Source organism: Tautonia sociabilis (assembly GCF_003977685.1).
Classification (GTDB): Bacteria; Planctomycetota; Planctomycetia; order Isosphaerales; family Isosphaeraceae; genus Tautonia; species Tautonia sociabilis.
Map to the genome: position 1 here is coordinate 1 of NZ_RYZH01000090.1, position 11,931 is coordinate 11,931.

Consider the following 11,931-nt stretch of genomic DNA (forward strand, 5'->3'; position numbering starts at 1 on the left):
CGGCCCCTCGGTCGCCGGGGGGCCCTCCTCGGACCGCGTTCCCGTCGCGAGCACCAGGCCGCCCATGAGCATCGAATCGAGCAATCGGCCCCGAAACGACCGGACGGAGCATCCCCCGCGGAGGCCGGGCGGGTGGAGCGCGGATCCCTCGGTGGCTGCTCCGCATCTGGCACGTCCTGGTCAAGGCGGACCACCTCTCCTTCGTGAATGTCGACCTGCCCTGGCGTTCTCCCCTGGGCAGCCTGCTCATGGCGGCGATCGCGGCGGTGCTCTGCGGCGGGTTCGGGCACGCGCGGGCCGATCTCCTGCTCATCGGCGTCGGCTCGGTCATCGGGCTCGGGCTGATCTGGCCGAAGGTGAGCCTGATGACGCTCCGGGGCCGCCTGGTCTTCGAGGACTGGCGAACGGTCGAGGGCAAGGGAACTCGGGCGCGGCTGATCGTGACGAACTCCCTGTCCGTCGGCTCCTGGGGCCTCCGCCTGCGCGGCGGGGAGGCGGACGACTCGGTGGTGAACCTCGCCGAGGTGCCGGGCTGAAGCAGACCCAGTGCGAGTTCCCGGACCTCCTCCGTGTCCGGGGCGAGTACCCGGTCGGCACGGTCTGCTTGCGGACGGGCTTCCCGTTCGGGCTCTGAGCGGCGCAACGGCCGCTGGAGTCGGGCGGTCGCCTCATCGTCCGGCCGATCGCGTTCCCGATCGACGCGATCCCCAACGCGGCCGACCTCCACCCGGTGCCACCCTCGGACCCAAGGCCCGGCTGGCTTCCGGGGACGGGGCCCTCGGCGGCGGAGGCGGCCAGCGGGCTGATCGGCCGCCTGGCGGAGCTGATCGTCGGGAGGATCCTCCTCCCGGGTGTCCGGCGACCGGGCGGGATCGTCTGCGGCGTCAGCAGGCAGTGGACCGCGCAGGACGCCGACAGGGCGACGCCGATCCGGTCGGTGGCCGCCTGGCGGCCGGCGATTCCGGTCCGGCTGGAGGTCGTCGAGCGGGCCGGCCCGGGGTTTGTGGTCCTGAGGCGCGGCGAGATGCCGGAGGAAGAGCGTTCAGGAACAGTCGGCGATCGGCGATCGGCCGCTTCGAACCCGCGCCCCTCCGGCCGGGTTGCCCCGATCACTGCGGCGGGGCTGGGCTCGCGTAGATCTGGCCGCCGGTTGGGTCGAGCGTCACGGTGACGGTGACGTTGTGTCCCGGGTTCCGCACGTCTCGGACCACCAGGTTCAAGACCCCGTTGGAGGAGGCGATGACCCGGCGCAGCGCGTGGGCGTCGCTCATGGGCTGGCCGTTGGCCGAGAGGATCACGTCTCCCGGCTCCAGCCCCGAGCGATGGGCGGCGCTGCCGGGCGAGACGGACGTGACCTGAAGCCCGTAGGCCGGTCGCATCGCCAGGTTCGGCTGGTTCAGATACGGCGAGGCGGGAACCGGCGCGTTGCCGACGGTCGTCAGCACCGTCGTCACGCCCAGCGTGTACGGCAAGGGGCCCAGCGGGGGAGCCGGCGGCGGGAAGGGGTTCGGGTTCGGGTTCGGAAACGGCGGCACGGGGCCGGGAGCGGGGATCTGGACCCAGTTCGTCTGGGGCAGGCCAGTTCGGATGTTGATGAACTGGACCGAGGTCTGAGCGACGTGGTTCAGCACATCGTTCGGCCCGAAGATCGGCTGGCTGTCCAGGGCGATGATCAGGTCCCCCGGCTCCAGCAAGATCTGAGCAGCCGCCGATCCAGGCAGCGGCGGGCGGGTCAGGCGAGCGCCCTGGGAGCTGCCGTAGGGCTCCAATCGGTAGTAGATGCCCAGGTTCGAGGCGAACAGTTCCCCCGGGGCGATCGGCGAATACGGCGCCGCCTGGGCCGGTGCCGCGGCCTGCTGCGGGCGGGCCCCGGCGATCCCCGGGGCCACAAGCGACGTCGCGGCGACGAGGGCCGCGATCACCGATCGGGCCGGGCGGGTCTGGTCCTGTTGCGTCCTCATGGCTCGATGATCCTCTCGATCTCTGCTCGAGGCGACGATCACGGGTGATCGGGCCGGCCCACGACGGGCCCGGCCCTCCGACACACCCGGAGCGAGCAGACCCCGGCGGCGACCTCCTGCCCGTTGGCGTTCCCGCCGATAGCATAGGTCACAGCGCCCGGCCGGGCGTCGCATCCTCGCCCCCTCCCATCGTATCGAGATCCGTCGCGACGATCCGACTCCGTGCCGCCCGAGACGGGATCGAGAGCGGACGCCCGCCCGCTCCCTCTTGCCCGATGCGATCCGACCCGGAGCCCTCCCCATGCGAGACCGCCCCAACCCCCCACCCTGGCTGTCCGAGGTCCAGACGCCCCCCGCCTCCCTTCCCGGCGACGCCGATCGGCCCGCGCCGGTGCTCTTCGACGCCGAGCACCGGCCGATCTCCTCGCCCGACGACTGGGCCCGCCGCCGGGCCGAGCTGAGGGGAGCCTGGAGCACCTTCCTCGGCGAGTTTCCCACCCCCGAGGATCCCCCGGGATTCGAGGTCGTGGAGCGCGACCGGGTTCCCCCCGAGGCCGACGGCCAGCCGGCCGTCGATCGCTCGCTGATTCGGTACGAGGCCGAGCCCGGCCGGCCCGTCGAGGCGTATCTGCTTCGCCCCGAGGCCCCCGCCCCCGCCGATCGCCGGCCGGGAGCGGTCGTGCTCCACTCGACGGTCGACGACACGATCCGGCAGCCGGCCGGCCTCGAAGGGCCGAGCGACACGTTCATCGGCCTCCACCTCGCCCGGCTCGGCTACGCCGCGGTGTGTCCCCGCTGCTTCCTGTGGGAGCAGGGCGAGGGCCGCTACGAGGAGGCCGTCGCCCGCCAGCGCCGCCGACACCCCGGGGCGACCGGCACCGCTCAGATGCTCTACGACGCCCGGCGGGCCCTTGACCTGCTCGCCGCCGAGCCGGACGTCGATCCCTCCCGGGTCGCCGCCATCGGTCATTCGCTCGGCGCCAAGGAGGCCCTCGTCCTGGCCGCCTTCGACGACCGGGTGGCCGCCGCCGTTTCCAGCGAGGGCGGCATCGGCATCGGCTACTCCAACTGGGACGCCCCCTGGTATCACGGCGACGCCGTCCGCCGTCCCGGCTTCCCCCTCGACCACGCCCAGATGCTCGCCCTCGTCGCTCCCCGCCCCTTCCTGCTCATCGGCGGCGATTCCGCCGACGGCGACCGCAGTTGGCCTTATATCGACGTGTGCTTGCCCCTCTGGCGATTGCTCGGCGCTCCGGGCTCGCTCGGCCTGTTCAACCACCGCCAGGGACACGCCTTCCCCCCCGTCGCCCAGGAGCGGTCCTACGCCTGGCTCAACTGGTCCCTCGGCGTTTGAGTCGAAGCTCCGCCCGGTCCCGCTCTCCAAGGGCGGGGATCGGGCCGGAGAGCGGGGACCTCGGCCGAGTCTCGGGGCCGGCCAGCCGATCGGTCGTGTCTTCTCTCCCCGGGGTGCTCCTCCTCGACGACCCGGGAGGACCATCGGGCCGCCTCTTCCGGCATGCTTGCCGACCGTGTAGAACCGGGGCAAGCGGCTTCGCCCGATCGACGTCGGGGCGAACCACCCACCGAGCCGGCGGATCCGTGATGAGGAGGAAAAATCGATGAATCGAAGTGTCATCACGTTCATGATTCTTGCCTTGGCGGGCCTCGCGCCGTCGGGCCGGGCGGACGAGCCGCTTCGCGTGGGGACGTTCGACATCGACGCCTCGCCGCCGGTCGGCACGCCGATGGCCTACGATCCGACCGCCGGCGTGCAGGACCCGCTTCATTGCAAGGGCGTGGTGCTGATCGGCGAGGGGGGGCCGGTGGTGCTCGTGGCGGTCGACTGGATCGGCATCGCCAACGACGGGCAGACCGCCTTCAAGGAGGCGATCGCCTCGGCGGTCGGCACCACTGCCGACCGCGTGGCCGTGCACGCCCTGCACCAGCACGACGCGCCGACCTGCGACTTCACCGTCGCCGAGCTGCTCGTCGCGCACGGGATCGACCCGAGCGACTCCTACTTCGACCCCGACTTCGCCCGGGAGGTGATCGCCCGAGCCGCCGAGGCCGCCCGAGAGGCGAAGCAGCGGGCGAGGGCCGTCTCCCACGTCGGCCTCGGCGAGGGGATGGTCGAAGAGGTCGCCTCGAACCGCCGCATCCTCGGCCCCGACGGCAAGGTCCGCGTTACCCGGTATACCGCCTGCCGGGACCCCGAGGTCCGCGCCGAGCCGGCCGGGACGATCGACCCGATGGTCAAGCTCCTCGCCTTCTTCGACGGGGACGAGCCCGTCGCCGCCCTCTCCTACTACGCCACCCACCCGCAGAGCTACTACCGCACCGGCCTGGCCAGTTGCGACTTCCCCGGCCTCGCCCGAGAGGCCCGAGAGGACGCCACGGGAGTCCCCCACGTCCACTTCGACGGCGCCGGCGGGAACATCGGGGCGGGGAAGTGGAACGACGGCTCACCGGAGAATCGCCAGATTCTCGCCGATCGCGTCGCCGAGGGCATGCGTCTGGCCTGGGAGGCCGCCTCGGGCCGCCGCGAGCCGATCTCGGCCGGCGACCTCGGCTGGGAGGCCGTTCCGGTCGTCCTGCCGCCGGGCAAGCATCTGGTCGAGGAGTCCCTTGAGGCCACGCTGGCGGATCCCTCCGCCGACAACCGGATCGCCGCCGCTCGAGGGCTGGCCTGGCTCCGCCGCTGCTTGGCTGGCGACCCCATCCCGGTGTCCTGCCTGGCGATCGGCCCCGCCCGGATCCTCCACCTGCCCGGCGAGCTGTTCGTCGAGTACCAGCTCGCCGCCCAGGCCATCCGCCCCGACCTGTTCGTCTGCATGGCCGCCTATGGCGACTACGCCCCCGGCTACATCGGCACCGCCTCGGCCTACTACCAGGTTGGCTACGAGGCGAGCGACCGCGCGTCTCGGGTGGCGCCGACGGTGGAGATCGTGCTGCTGGATGCCATCTCCCAGCTGCTGGGCGAGGGGCAGTGATCCCGGAGTTTCCGGATCTCGGATGATTCCGGATTCCATGAAACAATGATTGTTCGTGTTTTTAGATGTCTGGGGCCGTGTCGACCCCAGCGGCGCGGGCCTCCCCACCCGGGGTCGACCCGTCCCCAGCGAGCCCAGGGGTGGATCCTCGACGTCCCGGGAACGCCGGGATGAGCCCGATGGGAGGGGGGCGTTCGCACCGGCCCTCCTCCGGCGCTCGGCTCTCGATCAATCGGCGTCGGTGGTGCGGATCAGGCAGCGGAGCACCTCGGCCACGCTCCAGGCCTGGGCGATGCGGCCCCGGGGGTGGAAGGGGGGCTCGGCGTCGAAGACCTCGGCGATCGAGCCGACGCGGAAGTCGTCCAGGTGGGCGATCAGGACATCGAGGCAGGCCCGGGCGCCGGCCCGGTCGTCGGGGAGGACCTTCAGCCAGGCGTCCAGAAACGGGCCGATGAGCCAGCCCCAGACGGTCCCCTGGTGAGAGGCGGCGTCCCGGGAGCGGCGGTCGCCGAAGGACTTGGGCGTGTAGTCGGGGTGCCCAGGGGCGAGCGATCGCAGGCCGACGGGCGTCAGCAGGCGGTCGTGCACCGTCTCGAACACGGGCCGCCAGCGCGACTCGTCCAGCACCGGGTGCGGCAGGCTGATGGCGAAGCTCTGGTTTGGCCGGCAGGAGGGATCGTCTCGGCCGTCCTCGCCGTCGACGAGGTCGTAGAGGTAGCCCCCCTTCGTCGTACCAGAACCGCTCGTTGAAGGAGCGCCGGCAGCGCTCGGCGTGGTCGAAAGAGGGCTGGACCTTTTCCTCGCCGAGCAGCTTGCCGACCCATCGGGCCAGGTTCCGCAGCGCGTTGTACCAGAGGGCATTCAGCTCGACCGCCTTCCCCCGCCGGGCAGTGACGACCCAGTCCCCCACCTTGGCGTCCATCCAGGTAAGCTGATATCTCTCCTCTCCCTGGGTGATCAGGCCGTTGGTCGGGTCGATTTGGATGTGGTCGCCGGTTCCCTTCAGGTGCTGCTCGACGATGTTCCGGAGCTTCGGCACGAGGTCTTCCAGGGTCCGGCGGTCGCCGGTGGCCCGGACGTCGCGGTCGATGGCGTGGAAGAACCAGAGGGTGGCGTCGGCGGTGTGGTACAGGCCGTGGCTGTCCCCCTCGGGGTAGAGGTTGGGGATCAGGCCGTCCCGGATCGCCAGGGCGAAGGTGCGGAGGATGTCGCGGGCCTCGATTTCCCGGCCGGTGCAGAGGGTCAGGCCGTCGAGGCTGATCATGGTGTCCCGACCTCAGTCGGTGAACCAATGGTAGCCGGCGATGACCGTCTTCAGCTCGTCGCCGGCGGCGTGGGCGCGGGCGGCGTCCTCCACGAGGCCGGCGGGGATGATGAGGAACTGGTCGGCGGCCAGCACCAGCTCGGCGGCCGGGCCGGATCGGGAGAGCGGGTGGGCCCGTTCGATCAGCCGCCCCCGACGCGAGATCTCGGCGGCGGCGGCTTCCTCGGGGGAGAGCGCCGCGACGGCAGGCTCCCGGTTCCCCTCGAAGACGACCTCCACCCGGGACCTCCCGGGCGTCCAGACCCGGAACGACACGCCGCAGCCGTCGAGGGGCTCGGCGCCGATGGGCATCCTTCTGTCCGAGCGGATCGGCCGTATCATGGCCCGCCTCCCTGTCCCTCGATCGGTCGGCGGCCGGGGTGGTCCCGGGCCTCCTCCTCCCGGGTATCTGATCCAGTCCAGGTCCCGTGCCGATCGCGGCCCGACGGCCGGACCAGGGGGGCTGCTCCGCCGGACGATTGCCGGCCGAGTCCGGGCGCTCGGCCCTTGCGGATTGGGTTCACGCCCTTGATATTCAAGAGAGGCGTCCATGGGTCGCGCGGCCCATGCCCCCGAGCCGACGAACGCTGTCCGGAGCATCGCCGCCCGATGTTCGCCTACGTCAAATGCAAGAAGTGCGGCCGGACCCTGCGCGCCCAGCGGAGCCCCAACCGGACCACGATCCGGTGCTGGGACTGCCGCTCCGAGGTCGTCGTGCCCCGCTTCCGGTCGCCCGACGGCCCGAAGCCGGTCGCCCGCCTGCGGGGGGCGATGAACTCCGCCCGGGGAGAGTCGATCGCGGCGATCATCCTGCTCGCCCTGGCCGCGACCGCCGCGATCGCCGTCCCCAGGGCGGGAGGCGTGCTGGCGCTGGGGCTGCTGATCTCCACGGCCCTGGGCTACATCCGTCGCATCGAGGAGCCGGGCCGGGCGCTGGAATCGGAGGAGGAGGCTGAGGCGTCCGGGCGCGCCGACTGGCGCCCGGGCCGGCTCCTCGGCCGGCTGATCCTGGCCTCGGTCTTCGTCGTCGGCCTGGTCGCGGTTCCCTGGCTGGCCGACGGCAGCCGGCAGCTCGAGTACGTCGCGCCGGTCCTCCCGCCGCCGACCTTGCCGGTCGTCGGCCTGCTGCTCTGGCTGATTCTGCCCTTCGTCGTCTTCCTGCTGACGGCCCGGGACGAGCACGGGCCGATCGGCCCTCGCCGCGCCCTGGCCGCCGCCTTCCGGCGGCGATGGCGGACACTCGGGGCGCTGCTGGCCCCGCTGGTGGCGATCGCCGTGGTCGAGGCGGCCCTGCTGGGCGGGCTTCTCCTTCTGGGCGATCTGCCTGTCTTCGTCCTGGACCTCTTCCCGGTCGGGGAGGGGGACCGCGTCGAGACGGGCATCTACGTTCTGGACAACTCCGTGGAGTTCGACCGGACGGAAGGGGCGCTGAAGGTCTACGTCGAAGGACTCGGCCGGGGCGCGACGCTGCTGGGCTCGGTGCCGACGTCGTTCCGTCGCGGCTTGCAGCCCCGGCTGATCGTGCCCGCTTACGGCGAGTTGAAGAGTGAGGGGTACGTCATCGCCCGGCTTTTGGTCGCGATGCTCGGCTTCCTGACGGCCTTCGCCGCCCTGGCGATCCAGTCGACCTGGCTGGGCCGGATCGGCCTGGCCGCTCCCCGGCCGGAGGAGGAACAACCCGAGGACGAGGCCGAGGCCGAGGCCGAGGGGGACCGGGAACCGGAGCGGGGCAAGGCGGTCGGCTCGTCCTCCGGCGGCGACGGGCGAGGAGACGGCAAACCCGTCCCGGTCGGCTCGTCGGCCCCGGGACCAGAAGCCGACGGCTGACCGACCCGGCCGGCGGTCTGCCCTCGCTCGCCGCCGGCCCTGCGGTCAGATCGTCACCCGGTACATCTCCTCGACCGTGGTCACGCCCTCGATCACCTTGGTGATGGCCGCTTCCCGGAGGGTCTTCATCCCCTCGTCCCGGGCGACCTGGCGGATGACCTCCTTGGTCGTTTGCAGCAGGATCAGCTCCCGGATCAGCTCGGAAACATCCATGACCTCGAAAATGCCGATCCGGCCGTGGTAACCGGAGTGGAAGCAGGCCGAGCAGCCCCGGCCTCGGTAGAGCGTCAGGCCGAGGTGCTCGGAGGGGTCCAGCTTCAGGGCGCGGATGACCGTCTCGTCGGCCTTGTAGCCGACCCGGCAGTTCGGGCAAATCGTCCGCACCAGCCGCTGGTTGACCACCCCCTGCAAGGCGCTGCTGAGCGTGTAGCCGGGCACGCCGTAGTTGAAGAGCGAGGTGACCGTGCCGGCGGCGTCGGAGGCGTGGATCGTGCTGAAGACGAGCACGCCGGTCAGCGCCGCCCGGATGCCGATGGCGGCCGTCTCGTCGTCTCGGATCTCGCCGATCATCAGGACGTCGGGGTCCTGCCGGAGGATCGCCCGCAGCCCCTGGGCGAAGGTCAGGCCGATCTGGGTGTTGATCTCGACCTGGTTGACCCCGGAGAAGCGGTACTCGACCGGGTCCTCGATCGTCACGACGTTGCGGCTGGGGTGGGTGACGCGCTCCAGGCAGCTATAGAGCGTGGTCGTCTTGCCGGCGCCGACGGGGCCGCCGACGAGCACGGCGCCATACGGCCGGGAGAGGAACTGGTTGATCAGCGTCGCCTGCGACGGCTCCAGCCCCAGGCCGCCGAGGTCGAACTGGACGGAGATGGCCTCGAGCACCCGGAGCACGACCTTCTCGCCCCGGGTCGTGGGCAGGGTGGAGACGCGGAAGTTGTGTGCCCGGCCGAGGTACCGGATCGTCAACGCCCCGTCCTGGGGATGGCGGTGCTCGACCAGGTTCATCTGGGCCAGGATCTTCACCCCCCGGACGACCGCCTGGCCGGTCTCCCGGTCGAGGTCGACCATCTGGTGCAGCTTGCCGTCGATGCGGAAGCGAACCTGGTAGCGGTCGTCGAGCGGGTCGAGGTGGATGTCAGTGGCGCGGGCGACCAGCGCCCGGAACATGATCTGCTCGATCAGGTCGGAGGGGACGGCCGTCGCGGCGATCTCCCGGAGCTCGGCCCGCAGGTCGCGCTCGGCCCGCTCCTCGTCGCCGGCCGGCTCGGCCGGCGGCGGCGCGGGGCCGGCCTCGGTCTGAGCGGCCTCCAGCTCGGCCCGGCGCTCGGTGATGGCCCGCTCCAGGTCCTCGGGGGTGACCAGATGCAAGTCGCGCAGGGCGCGAACCAGGGGGATGTCCTGCTCCTGGGCGTGCCGCTGGGCCACCAGCAGCCGGTCGGTCGACAGCAGCTGGCGGTCAAACAGGGCCCGCACCAGCGCCTCGTCATCGATCCCCGCCTCGCCCCGAGTCATCACGTCGTCGGCCATGGCGATCGTCCCCGGTCTGCTCGCGTCCTGGCGCGGCGACGGCGCCGCGCCCCGCCCCGCTCGGCATCGGACTGGATTTTAAGGTACCCGGAAGGCCGGATCGAACCAATTCCGCCCGGTTTCCCCAGTCGACCGGGGCTTTCCCCCGCGCCGGGACGCCGGGCCGTCGGGCCCGGCCGACGCGACGGGGTTGGACTTGCCCGCCGGGGCGATCCGGGATAGGTTGGCCGGCCACGTCGCCGACGCGCCGCGCTGAAGGACCGGACGGCCCCCCGGGGCCCTCGCCCGTCGCCGCCCCCCGAGCCGGGGGCGATCCGAAGCCGCACCCGAGCCGATGAACCCACCGCGACCGAGGCTGGGCCCGAGGACTCGAGCCGCCCTGGTGCTCGCCGCGGTCGCCCTGGCGGCGCCGCTGGGCCTGGCCCGGCTCCTGGAGCCGGACCCGAGGGGCTTCGGCACGCACCAGCGCCTGGGACTGCCGCCCCGCGGCGCCCGGCTGGCGACGGCAGCGGCCTGCCCCTCCTGCGGGATGACCACGAGCCTGGCCCTGGCGACCCGGGGCCAGCTCGCGGCCTGCTGGCGAGCCCACCCGGCGGGACCGCTGCTCGCCCCGGCGACCGCGGCGATGGCCGGCTGGCTGCTCTCCTGTGCCGCCTCGGGACGCCCGAGGGGCTCGCGGTCGGTGGCCGGGCCGATCGCCGGGGCAGCCGTGCTGGCCTCGGCGGCGACCCGGGCGGCCTGGTGGCTTCGGACCTACTGGACCCGGTAAGGCACAAAGGGAGGGGACACGGATGACCCTTCGGCCAACTCCTCGGACGCGACGCGCGTTCGCCGCCTCGGCGCTGGGCCTCGGCACGCTCGCCCTGGCCGCCGGGTGCGACCCCCGCGCCCTGGCCTACTTTCTCCAACCCTTCGAGCCCCGGATCGAACCGCCCGGGCCATCGCTCAAGGGCAAGAAGGTCGTGATCCTCACCCACGCGACCACCGGCACCACGGTCGACTTCCCCGACCTGGAGGAGGACCTCGCCAAGGGCCTCAGCCGCGCCATCGCCGCCGAGGTGAAGAAGGTCGAGATCGTCCCCTACTCCCGAGTGAAGATGTGGGCCGACGCCCACCCGAACTACACCGACCCCGCCGAGGCCGGCCTGGAGTTCGACGCCGACGCCGTCGTCTTCCTCGAAGTCGAGCAGATCGAGATCGACAACCCCAGCAGCCCCGGTCTCTTCCAGGGCCTCTCCCGCATCCACGTCAAGGTCTTCGAACTCACCAGCCCGACCGACGAGAAGGGCAAGCCCATCCCCGGGCGCGACAAGGAGGTGATCGTCTCCTTCGACGAGGTCATCGAGACCGCCTTCCCCCGCACCCAGGGGGCCATGCCCATCAGTGCCACGGTCAACCGCTCCGCCTTCCGCCGGAAGTTCATGGAGGTCGTCCTCGCCGAGCTCTCCTGGCAGTTCATCCCGCACGCCTCGGGAGACACGATCCAGGACACGAGCTTCTGAGGTGACTCCGCAGGCGACCCGACCGGGGGGGCCGGACCTGGCCCGGACCTCCGGTCGAGCGGGCCGGGTCGCTTCCAGACCAGCGACAATGCGCTGAGTGCGAGAAGGCTCACCCTCCGCTGGCCGCGAGGGTGACCGTTGCCCCAGCGACGCAACGTCCCGTCGCTCGCAGGCAGGACATTCGAGCGCACGGAGTGAGGTCCGGCCAGAATCGGTTCGAGAACCAGACTGCTCAGAGAACCAGGAGTTCTGCCCGGACAAACCGCTCGGCCGCTCGACCGAGACGGTCGGCGCCGTCCACCCGAGCGCGGCCCAAGACCGCGACCCTTTCCCGAGCACGCCGCGGGCCGATCGCTGATCTCCTCTCCGAAGAACGACTTGAGGCGGCAATTGACTTCGATCCGCGCGGACTTCCAGCAGGAGGCGGCCGCTCCTCCCGTGCCGCTCCGACCTTCGATCATCCCGGAGGGCGCAGCGCGTCGCCGGATCGTCGGCTCGGGGGGCCAGGGGGGACACGGCCCCAGGATCCCGTCGCTCCCCTCGGGCGTCGCCCGTGACCACCGGGGTCCTCGGGACGTCTCCGAATCGGGGGAATCCGCCGGTGCCGACCGGGGCGATCTGAGAGCGTCGCACGCCCGCCGGACGCGGCGGCGCGCCCAGCGGTGCGCTTGGACGTGATTTCATTTCTCGTGCGATACCAATGGCTTGTGGAGATTCAATGAAACTATGAGAGGGGAGGTCGAGCCGACGGGGCCCGGGGCCCCGAGCCGGTGGAAGACTGGAGGTGTAGAACCGAACTCCTGCCCCACCGAACCGGA

8 protein-coding genes and 1 pseudogene are annotated in these 11,931 nt (G+C 71.8%); 6 read left to right on the forward strand and 3 right to left on the reverse strand.

Annotated features, from left to right (window positions below):
* Nucleotides 1–203 precede the first annotated feature (203 nt).
* Nucleotides 204–536, forward strand: a complete 333-nt coding sequence (locus TsocGM_RS24870; RefSeq protein ID WP_126728168.1) for a hypothetical protein — start codon at nt 204–206, stop codon at nt 534–536.
* Nucleotides 537–1,109: 573 nt separating this feature from the next.
* On the opposite strand, the gene TsocGM_RS24875 is transcribed toward TsocGM_RS24870, so the two are convergent.
* Nucleotides 1,110–1,961, reverse strand: a complete 852-nt coding sequence (locus TsocGM_RS24875) for a PDZ domain-containing protein (protein WP_158633758.1) — start codon at nt 1,959–1,961, stop codon at nt 1,110–1,112.
* A gap of 301 nt (nt 1,962–2,262) precedes the next feature.
* Here TsocGM_RS24875 and TsocGM_RS24880 point away from each other — a divergent pair, with 301 nt between their 5' ends.
* Both TsocGM_RS24880 and TsocGM_RS24885 read left to right on the forward strand, forming a co-directional pair.
* Entirely contained in the window at nt 2,263–3,315 is a 1,053-nt protein-coding gene (locus TsocGM_RS24880) for a dienelactone hydrolase family protein (protein WP_126728170.1), read from the forward strand.
* Between the two features lie 265 nt (nt 3,316–3,580).
* Nucleotides 3,581–4,951, forward strand: a complete 1,371-nt coding sequence (locus tag TsocGM_RS24885) for a hypothetical protein (RefSeq protein ID WP_199756905.1) — start codon at nt 3,581–3,583, stop codon at nt 4,949–4,951.
* Between the two features lie 228 nt (nt 4,952–5,179).
* Here TsocGM_RS24885 and TsocGM_RS28060 read toward each other — a convergent pair.
* Nucleotides 5,180–6,518 (reverse strand): annotated as a pseudogene (locus TsocGM_RS28060) (amylo-alpha-1,6-glucosidase); the annotation flags it as partial.
* 345 nt (nt 6,519–6,863) lie between these two features.
* Between TsocGM_RS28060 and TsocGM_RS24895 the strand changes: the two are divergent.
* Entirely contained in the window at nt 6,864–8,081 is a 1,218-nt protein-coding gene (locus TsocGM_RS24895; protein ID WP_126728171.1) for a hypothetical protein, read from the forward strand.
* A gap of 45 nt (nt 8,082–8,126) precedes the next feature.
* Here TsocGM_RS24895 and TsocGM_RS24900 read toward each other — a convergent pair whose 3' ends face one another.
* Nucleotides 8,127–9,611, reverse strand: coding sequence for a GspE/PulE family protein (locus tag TsocGM_RS24900; protein ID WP_126728172.1), 1,485 nt, complete (start codon nt 9,609–9,611; stop codon nt 8,127–8,129).
* A gap of 334 nt (nt 9,612–9,945) precedes the next feature.
* Between TsocGM_RS24900 and TsocGM_RS24905 the strand changes: the two genes are divergently transcribed.
* Entirely contained in the window at nt 9,946–10,380 is a 435-nt protein-coding gene (locus tag TsocGM_RS24905) for a DUF2752 domain-containing protein (protein WP_126728173.1), read from the forward strand.
* Nucleotides 10,381–10,402: 22 nt separating this feature from the next.
* Nucleotides 10,403–11,113 carry a hypothetical protein gene (locus tag TsocGM_RS24910; RefSeq protein WP_126728174.1) on the forward strand — a complete coding sequence of 237 codons (711 nt, stop codon included), beginning with the start codon at nt 10,403–10,405 and terminating at the stop codon, nt 11,111–11,113.
* Nucleotides 11,114–11,931 lie beyond the last annotated feature (818 nt).

What these genes read in the sequence shown, in the direction of transcription:
- TsocGM_RS24875 (WP_158633758.1), bottom strand. Translation starts at nt 1,961, where the DNA reads ATGAGGACGCAACAGGACCAGACCCGCCCGGCCCGATCGGTGATCGCG.
- TsocGM_RS24880 (WP_126728170.1), top strand. Translation starts at nt 2,263, where the DNA reads ATGCGAGACCGCCCCAACCCCCCACCCTGGCTGTCCGAGGTCCAGACG.
- TsocGM_RS24885 (WP_199756905.1), top strand. Translation starts at nt 3,581, where the DNA reads ATGAATCGAAGTGTCATCACGTTCATGATTCTTGCCTTGGCGGGCCTC.
- TsocGM_RS24895 (WP_126728171.1), top strand. Translation starts at nt 6,864, where the DNA reads ATGTTCGCCTACGTCAAATGCAAGAAGTGCGGCCGGACCCTGCGCGCC.
- TsocGM_RS24900 (WP_126728172.1), bottom strand. Translation starts at nt 9,611, where the DNA reads ATGGCCGACGACGTGATGACTCGGGGCGAGGCGGGGATCGATGACGAG.
- TsocGM_RS24905 (WP_126728173.1), top strand. Translation starts at nt 9,946, where the DNA reads ATGAACCCACCGCGACCGAGGCTGGGCCCGAGGACTCGAGCCGCCCTG.
- TsocGM_RS24910 (WP_126728174.1), top strand. Translation starts at nt 10,403, where the DNA reads ATGACCCTTCGGCCAACTCCTCGGACGCGACGCGCGTTCGCCGCCTCG.